This is a genomic window from Streptomyces aureocirculatus, assembly GCF_000720475.1.
Classification (GTDB): domain Bacteria; phylum Actinomycetota; class Actinomycetes; order Streptomycetales; family Streptomycetaceae; genus Streptomyces; species Streptomyces aureocirculatus.
This window is the reverse complement of record NZ_JOAP01000058.1, coordinates 1-17355: the sequence shown is the minus strand read 5'-3', so window position 1 is coordinate 17355 and position 17355 is coordinate 1. Positions and strand designations below refer to the sequence as shown.

Here is a 17355-nt window from a genome sequence, read left to right as displayed (position 1 = left end):
TCGTGCGAGGCCGTCCCGGCTTCGGCCCGAACCACACGCCTGGCCGGTTCGAGGCGGTCGCACGCAGCACACCCCGCGCCGCACACACCCGACCGGGCCCTCCCGTCCCCCGCCGCCACCGCCACCGGCCCCGGCCCCGACCCCGACCCCGCCAAGGATTCCGGACCGAATCCCAGGAACCGTGCCGATCAGATGCTCCCCCCCCCACGAGAGGCAGACCAGCCATGGATCGAGCAAGAAACCGAGCGCAGGGCACCGCCGAGAACAAGGGCACCACTGAGAACACGGCTTCTTCACTCACATCCGTATCCGCGCTCGGCCCGAGCAGACGCCGCCTGCTCCAGGGCGCGGCACTCGCCGCAGTCCCCGCCGCGCTTGTGACCACCAGGCCGCACCCCGCGGCCGCGGGGACCCGCGCGGTCGACTACCCAGGGGCCGAATCGGTCCCGGCAAGCACCTCCAACTACACGGCCTCGAACCGCCCCACCAGCTACCCGATCGACTACGTGGTCATTCACGTCACGCAGGAGACGTACCTGGACACCCTCGCCATCTTCAAGAACCCGGCCAAGAAGGTCTCCGCCCACTATGTTGTCCGCTCCACGGACGGACACATCGCACAGTGCGTCCGCGAGCGCAACGTCGGCTGGCACGCGGGCAATTGGAGCTACAACACACGGAGCATCGGCATCGAACACGAAGGGTGGGTGGACAAGCCGGAGTACTTCACTGACGAAATGTACGCGCGGTCCGCCGCCCTGACCGCGGCCATCTGCGAGAAATACGACATCCCCAAGAACCGCGAGTACATCATCGGCCACTCCGAGGTGCCGGGCGCCGATCACACCGACCCCGGCCGGTACTGGGACTGGACACGCTACATACGCATGGTCAACCTGACCTGACGGCTCCGCTCTCCCGACGACGACGCTGGGCGGTATCGGGAAAGGCAACAGCAACAGCGGAGGCGGCCAACGGTCCGCGGCTGACAACGGCTGACAACGGCTGACAACGGCTCAACATCAACCGGAGTCAGTGCGCGCACGCTTGTCGGCTTCTGTCCCCGGGGCGACGATGGCAGCACCGCACCGCCGTCCCGGGAGGCTCGACTTGACCGATCCATGGGTGGCCCTGGAACCCGGTACCGACCCCGCCGAGCGGGTGCGGACCATCCGTGTCGCGCACGAGCGGTTCACTGCGGCGGGCACCGTGGAGCGGCCCGTGCGCTCGGTGGTGGCCGAGTCCTGGCGCCGTTCGGTACGGGCGCGGGTCAGTCCCGAGGACACCGGGGCCGCGGTCGAGCTGACGGCCGGGGATCTGGGCGCGTACCGGGCGGAGCATCCGCTGTCCCGCGTGATGCCGTTGTTCCGTGAGTTGATGGGTGGCTTCGCCAAGGACGGGGAGCATCTGCTGGCGGTGTGCGACGCGCACGGCAGGCTGCTCTGGGTGGAAGGACATCCGGCTACAAGGATGCTGGCGGGTCGGATGAATTTCGTGGCCGGGGCGCGGTGGGCGGAGTCGGCCATGGGAACGAACGCGCCCGGCACGGCGGTCGCCGTGGACCGGCCGGTGCAGGTGTTCGCGACGGAGCACTTCGTGCGCAGGGTGCAGCCGTGGACGTGCGCGGCGGCGCCGGTGCACGATCCCCGGTCGGGCCGGGTCATCGGTGCCGTCGACATCACCGGAGGGGACGGTCTGGCGCATCCGCACAGCCTGGCGTTCGTCCAGGCGGTCGCGCGAGCAGCGGAATCGCATCTCGCCCTCCTCGCGCCGCCGGTGACGGACGACGCGGCACTGGAGCTCACCGCGCTGGGGCGGGACGAGGCCATGCTCGTCGTCGGTGGCCGTAAGGTGCGGCTGAGCCGGCGGCACAGCGAGATAGTGGTGCTGCTCGCCCGGCACCCGGAGGGGCTGAGCGGCGACGAGTTGTTGTGCGCGCTGTACGAGGACGAGTCGGTGACACCGGTGACATTGCGGGCGGAGCTGGCGCGGCTGCGGCAGGTGCTCGGACCCGAGGTGCTGCGGTCGCGCCCCTACCGGCTCGGGGTACCCGTCACGTCGGACGTGGTGACCGTCGAGCGGCGCCTGGGGTGCGGGGCGGTGACGGCAGCCGTGTCCGCGTACCCGGGACCGCTGTTGCCGGGGTCGCAGGCACCGGCGGTGGTGCGGTTGCGGCGGCGGCTGACGGATCAGGTGCGGGCGGCGCTCATCGCCCGTGCGGACCCGGATCTGTTGTCGGACTGGGTGCACGCGCCGTGGGGGGAGGACGATGTGGAGGTGTGGCGGGCGCTCGCGGCGGTCCGGCCGACGGCGCCTGTCGTGGCGCGGCTCCGGGCCCTGGATGACGAGCTGACGGCGGTGACCGTACCCAGAACTGGCCGACGCTCCTGAGCACATTCAGCACCATGCAGCCCGTCCAGCCCGTTCAACCCATGCAACCCGTTCAACCCGTTCAACCCATGCAACCCGGCAGGTCCGCCCCCCTCGACCCAGCGGCCACGCCTTACGGGCCCACTCCCCCGAGGGCCGACCGCCGCTCCCGTGCCCACCCGCCTCCGGCCGACCGGTCAGCAGCTCCCAGCTCCCAATACCCCATACCCGGCACCCGGCACCGCAACGTATATGCAACCTCCGTGTACCTAGCCTCCCGCGGAGAGCTGCCCAACGGCGGGCAGCGTGTCCGGGGAGGCAGTCAAGATGGCCCGTTACGCAGCGCCCGGTACGGAAGGCGCAGTCGTCTCCTATCAGGCCCGGTACGACCACTACATCGGCGGCGAGTATGTGGCGCCGGCGCGTGGGCAGTACTTCGAGAACCCGAGCCCGGTCAACGGACAGCCGTTCACCGAGGTCGCCCGTGGCACGGCAGAGGACGTGGAGCGTGCCCTGGACGCGGCACACGCAGCGGCACCCGCGTGGGGCCGTACGTCCGTGGGCGAGCGGGCGGCCATCCTGCGGCAGATCGCCGACCGGATGGAGGCCAACCTCGAGACGCTCGCCGTGGCGGAGAGCTGGGAGAACGGCAAGCCGGTGCGGGAGACGCTGGCCGCCGACATCCCGCTGGCCATCGACCACTTCCGCTACTTCGCGGGAGTCATCCGCGCGCAGGAGGGGACGCTCAGCCAGATCGACGACGACACCGTCGCGTACCACCTGCACGAGCCGCTCGGTGTGGTGGCGCAGATCATTCCGTGGAACTTCCCGATCCTGATGGCCACGTGGAAGCTGGCGCCCGCGCTCGCGGCCGGGAACGCGGTCGTCCTGAAGCCCGCCGAGCAGACGCCTGCCTCGATCCATGTCTGGCTGAGCCTGATCGGCGACCTGTTGCCGCCCGGCGTGGTCAACGTCGTGAACGGTTTCGGCGTGGAGGCGGGCAAGCCGCTCGCGTCAAGCCCGCGGGTCGCGAAGGTCGCGTTCACCGGTGAGACGACGACGGGGCGGCTGATCATGCAGTACGCCTCGGAGAACATCAAGCCGGTCACGCTGGAGCTGGGCGGCAAGAGCCCGAACATCTTCTTCGACGACGTGTGGGCCGCCGACGACGACTTCCGTGACAAGGCGCTCGAGGGCTTCACCATGTTCGCCCTGAACCAGGGCGAGGTCTGCACGTGTCCGTCGCGGGCCCTGATCCAGCGGGGTCACTACAGCGAGTTCCTGGAGGCGGCGATCGCCCGGACCGAGGCGATCAAGCCGGGGCACCCGCTCGACACCGATACGATGATCGGCGCCCAGGCCTCCAACGATCAGCTAGAGAAGATCCTTTCGTATCTGGACATCGGCCAGCAGGAGGGCGCCAAGGTCCTGACGGGCGGTCAGCGCATCGACTACGACGGTGAGCTGGCGGGCGGCTGGTACGTGCAGCCCACGATCTTCGAGGGCAACAACAGGATGCGGATCTTCCAGGAGGAGATCTTCGGTCCGGTCGTGTCCGTGGCGTCGTTCAGCGACTTCGACGACGCCATCAAGATAGCCAACGACACCCTGTACGGCCTGGGCGCCGGGGTCTGGACGCGTGACATCAACAATGCCTACCGCGCGGGTCGTGCCATCCAGGCGGGCCGCGTGTGGACGAACTGCTACCACTCGTATCCGGCGCACGCGGCGTTCGGCGGCTACAAGCAGTCCGGCATCGGCCGCGAGACACACAAGATGATGCTGGAGCACTACCAGCAGACCAAAAACCTTCTGGTGTCGTACTCGGCGAAGAAGCTCGGCTTCTTCTAGAGGCACGAAAGAAGGCGCCTGACCTGGTCTTTTGCCCGTCAGGCGCCTTCCAGTCGGCCCGCTCAGCGCAGGGCCCGGTTTACGTGGTAACTCCCAGTTTCTCCCACCGCTATCCCGCTTCTGATCAGCTGTTCCGGACCAGTGGCGGACCAAAACCCCGACTCACCGCCCAGGCGCCGCGCCCTGACTGACGCGATCCCACTCCTTCATCGACTGCTCGATGAGGCGGTTGGCCTGCTCCCGGACGCCGTCCAGGAACTTGGCGTAGTGGCGGAAGAGGACCTCGATGCTCTGGCCCGCGCGGCGGGCACATTCAGCCGGGTCCACACCGGAGTACAGCCAGAACGAGATCCCTGCGTGCCGGAGATCGTAGGGCCGCTTGGCGAGCCCGGAGGCGAGTTCCGTGCGCGTCAGGACGTACTTCCGCGCCCGCGCCCACGTCGTGCCGTACGCGGCGGCGTCCACGTAGTTGCCGGCCTGGTTCCGGAACAGCCGCCCGTCCGGCGCCACGCCGAACCGTTCGATGTGCGCACGAAGGATGCGCACGAACTGCGGCGGGATCGGCACAGGTCGGGTCGCGGTGGCCGCACGGCGCTTGAGCGAGTGCACCTCGTGCACCGCGCCGTCGTCCGTCCAGTCCCTCCCTGCGGTGACGACACCGCCCGAAAGATTGAGCATCCCCCATCCGGTCTTGGGGAGGTGACACTGTTCGAGCCGGAGGTGGATGACCTCCGCGGGCCGCATGGCCGCGTAGTACATGCACCCGAAGAACGCCTCAAGGTGAGGACCGCGTCCGCGCTGCTGAGCCACCGCCGCAAGCAGCCGGGCGACCTGGGCCGGATTGGGAACGGCAGCCGGGTCCACCTCATCGTTGACGGCCGGAGCGTTCCACCTGAGTCCGTTGAGGGGGTTATCCCCGAAGTAACCTTTCTCCACTGCGGTGTTGAGCACTTCATTGAACGCGGCCCGCTTGCGCCGCGCCGTCTTAGCTGCAGCCGCCTTGCCGTCCAGCTTGCGGCACAGGGCGTCCAGCGCCCGTCGCAGCACGTCGGCTTCCGCGAGTGCACCGACGGGCAGGGAGTTGCGCTTTATCCAGTCCAGGGCCTTCCGCCACTCCTCGTTCGGCTCTTGGGCCCATGCGTTCTTGTTGAAGGCCCACGAGTACAAGGCGCGCCGCAGGACCCGTGGCTCCGGATAGATCACGCCAGGGTGCACCAGGGCAGGGGTGATGGTGGCGAAAGCGTCGGCCAGGGTGCGGCGGGTGTTTCCCGGCGTGCGGTCCCACCGTTGGTCGAGGTATTCGTGGGCAAGGTCGTACCACGTCGTCCGCTGCCTGATGGCTCGTAGCTCAGACGCCGGCAAACCTGTCTGCACATCAAAAGGCTCGCCTGCGCGCGCTGCCGTCATCAGTTTTGAGCGCCTGCTGTCGGCGAGCCCGAGGGTCATGAATGACTCAGATTTTTCGCGCCCATCGACCGTCCACCGGACCATAAACGGCTTGCGCCGGTCAGGGCGCTCGCGTATGTCCCAGAAGCGGACGTTGTAGCTCATCGCCAAGTGTCAGAATCTCTCTCGCATGCTTCCCACCAGGCATCCAGGTCTGCACGACGGCACCGGAGTTCGCCATTGGGCAACTTGATCATGTGGGGTCCTTGCCCGCGAGCGCGCATTCGGTAGAACGCTGACGGACTCATACGGATCTCCGCCAGAACCTCGGCGAGCTTCAGCGCGGGAGGGCGAGCCATGCAATATCACCTTCGTGTTGGTAAAGGCTTCATGCCGGAAACCCAGGCCCATATACGCAGCACAGCTCCTCAGCTCCGCACGGCCACGCCTCATGGAGCGGACGGGAAGGCAGCGAGGCATCGAGGATCGACGCCGCGTGCTTTCCTCACGGCACTCGGGCGAGCAGTCCGGAGGGAGAACTTGCGTAGCGGGAAGCCATAGCCGTGGCATGAAAGCGCGGTCATTGACGTACAAGCAGGTGGCAACATCCGCGCTATTACCTCCTCGCGAATGCGTGCGGCGCTACCAACTGCGTCCGCCACGGCTCCACCGCCAAGCACAGCCGGGTGCGAACAACATCAATGCTCTGAAGAATCCCCGGTTTCGCTAACCGGGGATCGTCTGCTATGTATCGCCCAGCACGAAGGAAGCGCTCCTGACGCTCGTGTGGTCTGCTTCAGGAAGCCAGTCGATAGGACTGGAGAGCAGGGGTCGCTCCATCCGTGACCAGCATCTGAAGCCCGTCTTCGGTGAGTCGGCTGAGGCTACGGGCCACCACGCGCTTGGAGGAGCCAAGGGCGCGGGCGATGTGTCGAGTTGCGACTTCGGGGTGCACCGCGATGTGCGCGAGGACCGCTCGATCACGTCAGTAGCCCCGCGGCACCAGGTCCTCGCCGAACAGTCCGGCCGCGCAGACGCATAGACACAGCGCCGCGGAGAGGACACCGTATTCCTCGTTTCGGTTGCGCTCCACGCATTCAGAGCGCCGAGCGTCAAGAGGATGGGGGCAGTGAAGCGGGTGGATCGGAGAGCGGGATTCGACAGATTTTCCTCCTTGAGACGGGCCTCGGCGGTGAGACCGATTAGGGTGGGAGTAATGGGCTGCCAAGGCGCCCGACCTGTCTGTCGGTCGGTCCGGAGATCCGCATCCCTTGGCTTACCAGGTGTTTTCCGGGACGTTGTACGTTGACATGGTCTCGGAGGAGGTTCCAGACCCTTGGGGCTCTTTCTCGTCTGCCGTGGGCGAATCCGCGCCGAGCACGCTGCGGGCATCGACTCCGTGCACCGGCTCGACCTGGCCTCACCGCGCCCTGACCCACCAGGACCGCGGCGCGGAAGCCCAGCGCCTCATGACCACAGCAGTCTCTGCCGTCGAGGCGACCGGCCTGCATACTGATGCGTCGGTGTCGGCGTACGCACAGAAGCCCTGCACCCTCGTCTACACCGCCCCCCGGGGTGGCCGCCAGACCTCCCAAGTCGGAGCCCTATCAGGGGGCCGAACCGCGTGAGGCGTGAGTTCCGGTCATTTGCGGAAGCCTGAGCGAAGTCGAGCGGCACCGGCTACAGGGTGTCTTGCAGGGCGTTGATACGGCCCCGCTGCAACTATCCAGTCTTTCGGCGCTATTTCCTGTCTGTCGTCGGCGAATGCACACGCCGATCCGACCGGCAGTGCTCCGTCGCAAGCCCGTTGAGATACACGTACCGCCGATACCTGGAGGTCGTAAGGCAGATCGCGGGGCCCGACAGATGATCGAAGCGGAAGCTGAGTTCGCGCAGCCCTCCCGAGGACTACCACCGCCCGGCGGTTGTCGCGCGTCTGGGTAGGGTCGCAGTAACCCGAGCTGGAGAGGTAGCCGCATGGAGCACGACATCGTGATCGCGCAGACGACCAGTGACAACGAAGATCAGGCTCGGGCTCTTGCCCGAGGCGCGGTTGAGAGCAAACTGGCGGCCGACGTCCACATCGATGCGCCGATCACCGCCTTCTACTGATGGAAGGGGAAGGTCGAGTCGGCACAGGAGTGGCGAATCTCGTACATGACGTCGACGGACTGCCTCCCAGCGCTGGAGGCGTAGCTGCATGAGAAGCACCCGTACGACGTCCCCCAGTGGGTCACGCTGCCCGTAACCGGAGGGTCGGAGGCGTACTTGTCCTGGGTGGTCGACGAGACGCACCCGCAATAAGATCTAGTACTGCAACGGTGCTTTTTCTGAGTGTTGGGCAGTTTTCAGGGGCTGTGTCCGCGTCGTTTGTAGTGACTGAGTCGAGCTTGATACTGCCGTCGTCGCCATGTCGACCAGTGCAGGATGTGGTCGGCCGGGGTGGGGCGGCGGTCAGTGAGCCGGGTGATCGGGCGTCTGATCTCGGCGAGGCTGAGGTGGATGAGCTGGGAGGATCCGTTTCTGCTTTCTCTGCATGCAGCTCCCGCGCTCGCAGGACGGTCAGGCAGGCGTGAGCGGCCATCGCCAGGGTCATGTGGCGGTGCCAGCCGGGATAGCGGCGGACCTGGTAGTCGTCCAGGCCGCACTCCTGCTTCGCGGTCTGGAAGCATTCCTCGACAGCCCATCTGCTTCCGGCGATGTGGATGAGCTCATCCAGGGTGGTGTCGGTGGGGCTGTAGGCGATGTAGTAGGAGATCTCCTCGGGCCGGCTGACGCTGCGGCGGGCGAGAACCCAGTGCCGGCGGTCCTCGCGGTGCCAGGGCCGCACCTCGACGCGGGCCCAGTCGTAGATCCGCCGGCCGTGAGCCCCCTCGCCGCAGGAACGGCGTTTCCACTTCTGCCGTGGCAGGCCGGGAAACAGCTCATGGACGGGGTAGTCGATGGACCAGCGGGTGACGACGGTGTCGTGGCGGGTGGTGGCCATGAGGTGGAAGACGTCGGCCTGCTCCAGCTCGAACCGCCAGCCCTTGCTGAAGCCATAAGCGGCGTCAGTCGTCACCCAGCGGAAGGGGACCTTGTCGGCGATGGCCCGGCGGACCATCGTCTTGGCCATGGCCACCTTCGTCTCGAAGGCGACGCTGTCGTCGATGCCCGCCCGGCGGCAGCGTTCCCGGTCATCCGTCCAGGAGGTGGGCAGATACAACCGCCGGTCGATCAGGGTGCGTCCGCGGCTGGTGGCGTAGGCGAGGAACACGCCGATCTGGCTGTTCTCGGTGCGTCCGGCGGTACCGGAGTACTGCCTTTGCACCCCGGCCGAGCAGATGCCCTTCTTCAAGAACCCGGTGTCGTCGACGATCAGGATGGCATCTGGGTCTCCGAGATGTTCGACGACGTAATCCCGTACGTCGTCCAGGACCTCGTCAGCGTCCCACTCGATCCGGTTCAGCAGCCGGCGGATGCGATCGGGCCCCGCGTGCCCGGCCCCCTCCGCCAGCGTCCAGCCGTTCTTCCGCTCCAGCGGCGCGACCAGCCCCCGCATATAGGCAAGAGCGGACTGCCGTGGCTCCTCCCGGTGCGCATCCCCCGCTACGACTACACCCCCGCCAACCGGCTGCGTTTCATCCTCCGGGGCGGCACCCCGCACCGCGGCAGGGAATGGACCGACCTCGACGGCCGCCTCCTGGAAGACCAACTCGCCGAAATCGCGCAGGAAGTCGACCTCCGAGGCGAAGCCGCGGAACGACGTCGGCACGCAGACGAACAAGCCCAGGAAGCGGCACGACAGAACCGGGAAAACGCCCTGCACAAAGCCCACGCCGCATACGCCCACGCCTATCGCGTCGAGCGCCTCGAAAAGCAGGCAGACGCGTGGCACGAAGCCAATCGCCTGACCGAATTCGTCACAGCAGTACGCGACCACGCCGCATCCCTGCCACCCGGGCAGGAACGGGCCGAGATCGAGGAGTGGCTCGCGTTCGCAGACGCCCACCTTCAGCAGCTCACCAAGGCGACCTCGGCGCCGAAGCTGCCCACGCCGCCGCACCCCGGCCTCGCAGATCTTGAGCCGTACCTCGCCACCATGAAGCCCCCCGCGAACCGAGGTCCATCCTCGGCCCCAAAGCCAGCACAGGCAGAGATCCTCAGGCCGCACCCGGCAAATCATCAACCGAGTGAACAAGTACCTGACGGCCTGCCAGGCGAATGAATGATCGACTGACGGGCCGTCAGAACGTGCGTCAGAAGAGCCCCACGTGCGTCAGATATGCGTCAAGATATCGCCCGTAACGCACACAACGCACACTCGCCAAAACAGCAGGTCAGCCAGCTTTTTCGGCAGGTTCAAGGATCGCGACACACTCCACATGGTGGGTCATCGCGAAACATGTGGAACGGAAACATGTGCAAGAACCTGCAGGTCAGTAATCTGTGCGAGGAAATCAGGGCAAATAGCCCCTGTGCATTGTGTGCGCTGCGGGCGTTACGCGCGCAACTCTGACGCACGCTGCCCAGGCTTTCCTTGAGCCTTTTCAGCGTTGCCTCTCCAGGGTGAGGACGGCTTTGGAGATGACGGTCATGCGGTCGGTGCCGATGCGAGATCTGCGGAAGATCTGCCAGGTCTTCCGCAGTGCCATGCCGCGTGCGTCAGCGCCACGCCCGGATGTTCCACGTCTCGCCAGGGCACTTTCCTTTCCCCTGAAACGCGAAAAGGCCCCGTTTCGTGAGGGAATAGGGACTTTAGTGGGGTCTGGGCTTAGTCGTCCAGGGAGTCCAGCTCCCGGAGCGCAGCGTCCGCCTGGTCCCGGGTGGCCTTCATCTGGTCTCGGAACGCCTTTCGCTGGGCCGGGGTCATGACACGGAGGGATGCCATGGAAAACACAGCAACCCCGTGTTCGATCTGGCGGGCCAGGGTCACGAGCTGTGCCCCGGTGGCCTTGCCCTTGCGGGCCTCTCCGGCCGTGGCCTTGGCGGTGTCGGAGACCTCCGTCAGGGCCTTGGCAGTCTTCTTTTCCAGGCTGGCACGCTGTCCCCGGGAAAGCGGGTCCACGCCGAACTTGTCCCACTTGGACGGTGGGATCACCTCCCGCTTGCGATCCTCGACGTGGTGGAGGATTGCGCGCTGGGCTGCTTTGTCCGCGCCCAGGTCCTGGTACAGGAGGGCGGCCAGGGCCTGGTACTCCGATGACTTGCCGTTGTAGTCGGGGTCTCCCTTGTACGTGAACATCTCGCGGAGTTCCATCAGCTTGGCGGACATGTCCCGCTTGGCCTTCGTCGCCCGGGTCTCCGTGTCCAGCCACGTCCGGCCTAGGATCTTGGTCTCCTGGTACACCCGGGCCACGTCCTCCCGCTTCAGGGCCCGTTCCGCATTCGGGTCGACATGCTCCGTGACCACGCGACCCTCCAGGACCTTGGGAGCCTCCCGGGTGGCCACCTCCGACCCCTTCAGCGCCTCCGCCTTGGTCGCCATTCCGGCCGTCAAGCCCTTCGCGGATTCCGTGACCACCAAAGGTGTTGCGGCATTTTGGCCGGCGGATGTGTGAGGCGGGAACAGGCCCTCTGCTACCTCCCAGGCGTCTCCGTCTCGAACGACCACACCCTCCCCGGTCAAGACCTCCAGTGCCGTGGTCACAGTTGCCGCGTTGGTGGCATGCCTGGCCGCCAGGCCCGCCGTCCCCAGGTCCAGGCCCTCCGCGTAGGCCCCCTCCTGGATGTCCTTGCGGAGAGCCTCCGCCACCGCCACGTACCTTGCCGGTTTGGCCATCGCCCTCTCCCCTTGCCTTCATGAAGCGGAACCACGGTACCGCCGCGCGTAGGCCGTGGTTCTACTTCTCTTGGAACTTGGCACCGCACACGTTGCAGGTGATCCGCCCAGGGATGCGATGCGCGGGCCGAATTGGCAAGTTCGTGGAGGGTTGGTGCACGCGCATCGCAGGGTGATAGGTGCACCCCCGGGCGGGCCGTCGGGACGCTCCCAGCCGCCCAGGGGGACTACCAGGCGGTCCCGCTTCAGGACCTTGACCCAGGGGCTCCGCCAGTTGCCGGGAATTCATGCCCGCCGACCACCGCCATGCCAAGTCATGAGACCCCGTCGGAACATGTTCTGACCCTCCGCTAGTCGACTAGCGGAGAGAGCTTTACCAGTTGCACTGAAGGCGATTCGGTTGCACTGAGGGCAACCGCAACGTCGAGGTTGCGTACGCACCTGCGTACGCAACTCTTGAACAGAAACCCAATGAACCGCAGGTCAACACGACCTCGACCGCCAACCTGGCGCACTGGTCAGTACGCTAGGTTGGCGCGCCATCAGGCCGCCGAACGCTTGCCTAACTCGGTTAATGCATGAGGCGCTGACGCAACTGACTCAAGGCAGGTGCGTCAGTCGTTTACGCATCCCCCAGCATGCGGGCACAGCGCGCTAGACCAGCGCGCCGCCACGACAGGACCGCGACCTCCGCCAGCGGTAGCCCGCTAACGGCGCCGGCTGACCACACCGCGACGTCACGGTGTGCCCGCCTCAGCCCGAGCCCGTCTGCGATCGCAGATGCGGTCGCACCTGCCGCGACTATCAGCGGGGGTAGTACCACCATCAAAAGACGCACAAGTCTTCCGAGTCGCGCACTTTTCTCAGGGTGGTACCACCAACCCGGCCGGGCGGCCGGGCGAGAGCCGGATAACGGGCCTGGGGGTCACGCACCAGGTGAGAGCACGTCACAGACCCCAGGCCCGTTATCCGCAGGGCCGCAAGCTGTCGTGACAGGTTCTCGATACTGCGAATCTGTCATTTCCGTCAGCATGCCAGGGTGACCACGTACCGAAATCAGTACCTGCCATAGGCCACTTGTGCCGCCAGCTTGCTGACCAGCAGGGCTAGGCGTTGCTCCGAGACTTGTGCTTGGGTATGTGCACGCATCAGCGCGAGGGACGTTGGTGCGCAGAAAGGCATGTCCCCGTGAAGACGCCCACGCCTCCTGACCCGAACCCGTACTTTGAACTCCGGGTAGGGACCCTGTACGTCAAGGCGGACCACTTCCCGACCAAGGCAATCACCCTAGCCGTGGGCCTGGCCTCCGCCCTGGCCACATGGTTTTTCATGGGGCAGTGAGCGTTTTCAGGGTGGCCACTGATCGAGTGCCCCAGGCCGAGTCATTATGAGGACCGCAACGCACAGGGCTCCCGCGCCGTTGAGGGAGGTATTCGAAGTCTCAACCCAGTGGATCGGCGAAGGTCCTTGCGTGACCGACCCGCGCGCCCGGCTCCTGACCGATTTCACGGCGATTCACGGCAGTTCGGGTGCGGCGGTACGGGACTCGTCGTTTACGTGCGCCCGATCGGCGCTGCTTGCATCCGTCAGCGCGGCCCGGATCCTGTGGTCGACGAACGCATCGTCGATGAGATGACTGAAATGTCGGGCACAGTCTGGATGCTGGCGCAGCATAGATGCGACCGAGCTGGCATTGTCACCGGTCAAGGTGCGTAGCCACGCCGCAATCTCTCTTTACGGTCCCCACTGGTCCCAGTCGAAGGCTCCGTTGCAGCACTCTTCGAGAAGGGCGAGCGCACCCGTTGCTGCCGCTCGTTGCGCGATGCCGATGAGCCACATGATGGCGGCGTCGACTTCTCCCCGCTCGGGAGACCTGTGGGTGCCCAGAAGTGCGGCCATGGCCCGAACGACGTCGGTGGCGTGCTGAGTGTTGGCCAACAGGGCTGGCAGGAGATGCTGCAGCGGCAGTTTGACCAGCAGGTCGCAGTAGAGTGCCGCGTCGTCGGAATGCCTCGCGTCCAGGGAGACCAGTTCGTGCGCAGCGGCAGCAGAGCCCGCTTCCAGATCACGCTGCAGGGTCGTTGCCGTCACGAGAGCGGGCTGTGCCGGAGGGTGCGTTTCCTGGTGAACGAGCTGGCGCAGCGCCTGAACCGTGCGAGGCCGGCGACAGGGATCGCTCTGGGTCGCGTGCCGCACGATGCTTCTCCAGGGTCCGGCTTTGGGCAGGAGAGGCACGTTGATGGCTGGCATCTCCCCAGTCACGACCCAGCCGATCAGCTGTCCGATGCTGTACACATCGGCGGCGTCCGTGGCGCTGTGTGCGTCGACCGAGAGTTCCGGTGCGGCGAAGCCGTCCGAGCCGAAGCGGACGCCGACGCGGGTGCGTTGCGGGTCAGTTGTCTGACCGCGCGGGCGGCGGGCGATGCCCCAGTCCGCCAGCACCCAACGTCCCTCGTAATTCAGCACGTTGGCAGGCTTGATATCGCGATGGATCCACCCGGCCTGATGGGCTGCGGACAATACCGAAAACAAAGCATCGACCAATTGCGCCAGTTCGGACGTCTCGGCCAGCTGACCTCTCGCCTGCTCGGCGGTCAAGGGGGCGTAGGGCATGACAAACCAGGAGTGGTGCGCGTCTGCATCCAAGATCGGCATGGCGTGGGGGTGTCCGTCGAGCCAGCGGCCCAGAGTAATCTCGCGCCGCATGCGAGCGCGCTTGCGTTCTGGAGGGTTTCGGTCACGAAGCTTCTTGAGTACGACTGTGGCGCCCGTCTGCTTGTGTATCGCGCGAAAGACGTCTGCTTGACCGCCGTCAGCGAACGGCAGCCGTTCGCACGAGTAGTCCTTGCGCTCCCCTCGGGCCAGCTGTCGCACCCGCGATGTGTCCCCGGTCGCCACCACCGAAGCGGCCTGAGTCAACCCCGCAGGGGTGTGTCGTGTTCCGGGCTTCGGGTCTGGGTCTGCAGGAACAGCAGTGTCTCCAACCGTCTGCTGGGACGTCACGGTGTCTGCTCGGCGGCGGGCCCGATAGACCGGGCTTCCGCTGATAACTGCTATGGGTTCCAGTTGGTATCCATCAGGCGCCAGGACCCGGTTGAGCGCGGCCAAGAGTCTCGCAACCTCCTCCTCGTCCGTGCGCACCGCAGGGTGCAGGGTCTCGCTGAGGAATCGGAGCAGTGTCTCGTCCTGGCCGCGGCGCAGACCGAACCGGTCGTCACTGAAGATCCAGTCGTTGTCCCAATCTTCGTTGGCATACCGGTGCTTCGAGATGTCCTCGCGTGCCGTCGCGAATCGCGAGTCATGGCTCGGCAAGGCATCCAGGTCATAAAGTCGTTCCAGGAATGGGAGGTCGCCCAGCCCTCCGGTCCAGTCCGCCGTGTTGAGAACGTCGACGATGCGACGCCTGGTCACCTCGGTGAGCGTGCCTCTGCCATTGTCCGCGCGGAACGAACTCCGGCTGAGGGCTGTGGGCGCCCAGGAGCCTGATATCTCGGTGATCCGGCCGCGCTCATTGATCTGCAGGCCGTCGCGCTGTAGCGCCTCTGACAGATCCTCCAGCCAGGACCCACCCCACGCCTCCCTCTGCCCGGTCCGAATGATGTCCTCGAACACGCGTAGCGCTCTGGTTACGTGGCCACGGTCGGTCCAGTCAACGGCTGCCGCGTGAGACTCGAAAGTGGTGCGGCGAACGCTGGTATCCACATACCGCAGTTCGTCATCCGGTACGGGTGCGAAGTTGTTGCTTTGCCACGCCTCTGCGATCGTACGGACGGTCAGGTTCGTCGCGAGCGAACGGAACCTCACACGAGTGACGCGGCTGACCAGGTCTCTGGAAGGCGGTGGCATACGCATGAGGATATGACTGTTTCCGCAGGCGCCGCAGTGTGCTTCCTCCGTGAAGTGCGTTCCCGACCGCCGCCTCCGACTCGCACTGGCAGCACGGATGTCCACCCGTTCCAGCCCTGGTTGTCAGAACCTGCCCGTAACGTTGTGAGCCCTGCTCGCGGCGGCTACGGGGAGCACCCATGGACGACGAACTGCAGATCGATAGCGACGACGACCTCTTCCGAAACCCCGTCTACTACGAACCGGCAGGCTGCAACCTCGACTTGGATCGTGCCGATCTCGGTGTCCCCCAGGGCCAGGACCTCCTGAACGGGCTCCTGCGCATGCGAAAGCGTGTCCCCGTCGACAAGCGCGGCCTCATCTGCCCCGACTGCCGGGACCTTCGCGGACGGCGCGTTCCCATGTACCTCGTCCAGCGTGACGGTATATGGCTTGCCTCCCACTACCGGAAGCCTGGAGATAAGCCCATCAGCCACGAGTCCGACGAACACCTCGCCCGCAAGGAACGCGTCGCGAAGGATTCAGAAGATCACGGCTTCCAGGCCGACATCGAGTCTCAGACACCCGATGGACACGCACGCCTCGACGTACGCATCAACGGCGCCAACGGCATCGTCCTGGGCTACGAACCTCAACTGAGCACCCAAACGGCGCGTGGAATGCGTGCGCGGGAGGGCTTCCGGCGCCGCGCCGGCATCCAATCGGTCTGGGACTTCGCCGACCCCGACCACGCAGGCATCGGAACCGTTCCCTACGTCCGCACACCCAACCTGCCGGCCTCCGTCATCCGTGTGCAGAAGAACCCCATCGCGGTCCAGGACGGCAACTTCGTCCTGGAAGAAGGCCAGTGCAACCAGAACGGCGCGCTCACCCGGTGCCCCGAGAAGCCCTACGACCCAGAGAGCCCAACCGACACCGGCTACTGCGGGGGCTGGCACCGAGTCCTCGTGCCCGCACACCAATCGAGCGCCTTCACAGGAGAAGGCCGCCTCACCCTCACTCGATTCATCGTGGAAGCAGCGGCCGGGGAGCGGGTCCCATTCCAACGGAGCGGGCACCACGGCTGGCTCCCCGCGCAGCAGTGGCAGCAGTACCTCGAGGCGAACGGGCCAGCCCTGCACGACAAGGAGCGCCCGTCCCTCATACGACAGGGCGATCGACACGACAAGTGCACCGAGGACCGGCCAGCTTCGGAAGCAAGGGCAGAACCGAAACAGAAACGCGGCAGCCGGTCAATCGTGCTCGAGTCCCGCCCACAGGAAACCGAAGCCGTAAGGGTGCCGGTGGACATACCGGGGCAACCAATCCCGCCATGCCGCTTCTGCGGCCAACCCGCAAGCCTCCCAGGCCCGGAAGGACTACCTGAACACTTCTCGTGCCGACGAAGGCACCAGCTGTGAGGCTTCTGTCACTGCAGCCAGCTCTCGCCGACAGCCAACGTTGGTCTCGGCCACGCGCCGTGAAAGCGCCCGCCAGGCCGGCCGATGAAGGCCGGCGGACGAACACCAGACGATCTTGTTGGGCCCCTTTATCATCGATGAGGCGGTGCATGGTGGGCGTTCCCCCGCCGCGACACTGTCGAGAACTACCACGAAGCGCTGTTCTCCCTGTAGGGGCGGCCGGAGAACGTCCCGTACGCCCCCCTGGGTGAGAGATTCGGTGGGGCAGCCAAGGCTGCCACGCCGAAGATTGCAGAACCGTGTGATAGAGCCTATCCCTGCAGGTCAGCGGGCTTTTCTGTCTACCACCGTCAAGGTACCTGTCCCAGCGTGACTGAGAACGGACGGAAGATGACGGCGTTTCCTCTGACGCCCACGGTGCCGGGACAGGATGCCGCGTGAGGCGTGGCGAAAGTGACCGCGGATCAGCTGGCGTCGGTGCTATCACCCGTCACGTCGTCGGGTTCGTCATCCAGGTCCTCCACAGCCCGCATGGAGCTGTCGGAGAGCTCAGGCATCTCGAAGGCGTAGCGGCCCTTCATGTGGATGTGTCGGTAGAGGAAGGGAGACAGGCTCCGGACGACTTCGTCGGGAACGCGCCTTAGACGCCATCTCATTTGGCTAGTCTGCGGTAGCAGATGAGGGTGCAGGCGATGCTGGTGAAGGCGAGGAAGTGCTCGGCCTTGCGTTCGTAGCGGCGAT

General features: G+C 66.0%; 10 protein-coding genes and 3 pseudogenes. 5 read left to right on the top strand and 8 right to left on the bottom strand.

Translation table 11 applies throughout. The features are described 5' to 3' along the window. The first annotated feature begins 224 nt into the window (after nt 1-224). The 3 genes from IG78_RS0135880 to adh all read left to right on the top strand — a co-directional run bounded on the left by IG78_RS0135880 (nt 225) and on the right by adh (nt 4221). Complete coding sequence (locus tag IG78_RS0135880) at nt 225-905, top strand: N-acetylmuramoyl-L-alanine amidase (protein ID WP_078965681.1); 681 nt, start codon at nt 225-227, stop codon at nt 903-905. 205 nt (nt 906-1110) lie between these two features. Next, entirely contained in the window at nt 1111-2391 is a 1281-nt protein-coding gene (locus IG78_RS0135875; RefSeq protein WP_037686623.1) for a GAF domain-containing protein, read from the top strand. A gap of 306 nt (nt 2392-2697) precedes the next feature. Beyond that, nucleotides 2698-4221 carry an aldehyde dehydrogenase gene (gene adh, locus IG78_RS0135870; RefSeq protein ID WP_030572035.1) on the top strand — a complete coding sequence of 508 codons (1524 nt, stop codon included), beginning with the start codon at nt 2698-2700 and terminating at the stop codon, nt 4219-4221. Nucleotides 4222-4383: 162 nt separating this feature from the next. Here adh and IG78_RS0135865 read toward each other — a convergent pair whose 3' ends face one another. From IG78_RS0135865 to IG78_RS51870, 3 genes are all read right to left on the bottom strand, one after another. After that, on the bottom strand, nt 4384-5772 hold the full coding sequence (locus IG78_RS0135865) for a tyrosine-type recombinase/integrase (protein ID WP_030572032.1): 1389 nt from the start codon (nt 5770-5772) through the stop codon (nt 4384-4386). Continuing rightward, complete coding sequence (locus IG78_RS46795; RefSeq protein ID WP_078965682.1) at nt 5769-5966, bottom strand: helix-turn-helix transcriptional regulator; 198 nt, start codon at nt 5964-5966, stop codon at nt 5769-5771. Before IG78_RS46795 ends, IG78_RS0135865 begins: the two co-directional genes overlap by 4 nt. 437 nt (nt 5967-6403) lie before the next feature. Further along, complete coding sequence (locus tag IG78_RS51870; protein WP_249926153.1) at nt 6404-6562, bottom strand: hypothetical protein; 159 nt, start codon at nt 6560-6562, stop codon at nt 6404-6406. 1022 nt (nt 6563-7584) lie between these two features. Here IG78_RS51870 and cutA point away from each other — a divergent pair. After that, nucleotides 7585-7911: pseudogene (gene cutA, locus IG78_RS43195) on the top strand (divalent-cation tolerance protein CutA). A gap of 172 nt (nt 7912-8083) precedes the next feature. Here the strand turns inward: cutA and IG78_RS0135855 are convergent. The 4 genes and pseudogenes from IG78_RS0135855 to IG78_RS44530 all read right to left on the bottom strand — a co-directional run. Then, nucleotides 8084-9253 (bottom strand): annotated as a pseudogene (locus IG78_RS0135855) (IS701 family transposase); the annotation flags it as partial. A gap of 883 nt (nt 9254-10136) precedes the next feature. After that, a pseudogene (locus IG78_RS48635) lies at nt 10137-10253 on the bottom strand (IS5/IS1182 family transposase); the annotation flags it as partial. Between the two features lie 107 nt (nt 10254-10360). Further along, nucleotides 10361-11347, bottom strand: coding sequence for a GntR family transcriptional regulator (locus IG78_RS0135845; RefSeq protein WP_159398269.1), 987 nt, complete (start codon nt 11345-11347; stop codon nt 10361-10363). A gap of 1755 nt (nt 11348-13102) precedes the next feature. After that, nucleotides 13103-15214, bottom strand: a complete 2112-nt coding sequence (locus IG78_RS44530; RefSeq protein WP_159398270.1) for an AbiJ-related protein — start codon at nt 15212-15214, stop codon at nt 13103-13105. Between the two features lie 179 nt (nt 15215-15393). On the opposite strand from IG78_RS44530, the gene IG78_RS0135825 reads away from it, so the two are divergent. Then, nucleotides 15394-16614 carry a hypothetical protein gene (locus IG78_RS0135825; RefSeq protein ID WP_030572022.1) on the top strand — a complete coding sequence of 407 codons (1221 nt, stop codon included), beginning with the start codon at nt 15394-15396 and terminating at the stop codon, nt 16612-16614. Between the two features lie 464 nt (nt 16615-17078). On the opposite strand, the gene IG78_RS49720 is transcribed toward IG78_RS0135825, so the two are convergent. Then, nucleotides 17079-17270, bottom strand: a complete 192-nt coding sequence (locus IG78_RS49720; protein ID WP_157855991.1) for a hypothetical protein — start codon at nt 17268-17270, stop codon at nt 17079-17081. Nucleotides 17271-17355: the final 85 nt, after the last annotated feature.

What these genes read in the sequence shown, in the direction of transcription:
- IG78_RS44530 (WP_159398270.1), bottom strand. Translation starts at nt 15,214, where the DNA reads ATGCCACCGCCTTCCAGAGACCTGGTCAGCCGCGTCACTCGTGTGAGG.
- IG78_RS0135880 (WP_078965681.1), top strand. Translation starts at nt 225, where the DNA reads ATGGATCGAGCAAGAAACCGAGCGCAGGGCACCGCCGAGAACAAGGGC.
- IG78_RS0135825 (WP_030572022.1), top strand. Translation starts at nt 15,394, where the DNA reads ATGGACGACGAACTGCAGATCGATAGCGACGACGACCTCTTCCGAAAC.
- IG78_RS46795 (WP_078965682.1), bottom strand. Translation starts at nt 5,966, where the DNA reads ATGGCTCGCCCTCCCGCGCTGAAGCTCGCCGAGGTTCTGGCGGAGATC.
- adh (WP_030572035.1), top strand. Translation starts at nt 2,698, where the DNA reads ATGGCCCGTTACGCAGCGCCCGGTACGGAAGGCGCAGTCGTCTCCTAT.
- IG78_RS49720 (WP_157855991.1), bottom strand. Translation starts at nt 17,270, where the DNA reads ATGAGATGGCGTCTAAGGCGCGTTCCCGACGAAGTCGTCCGGAGCCTG.
- IG78_RS0135865 (WP_030572032.1), bottom strand. Translation starts at nt 5,772, where the DNA reads ATGAGCTACAACGTCCGCTTCTGGGACATACGCGAGCGCCCTGACCGG.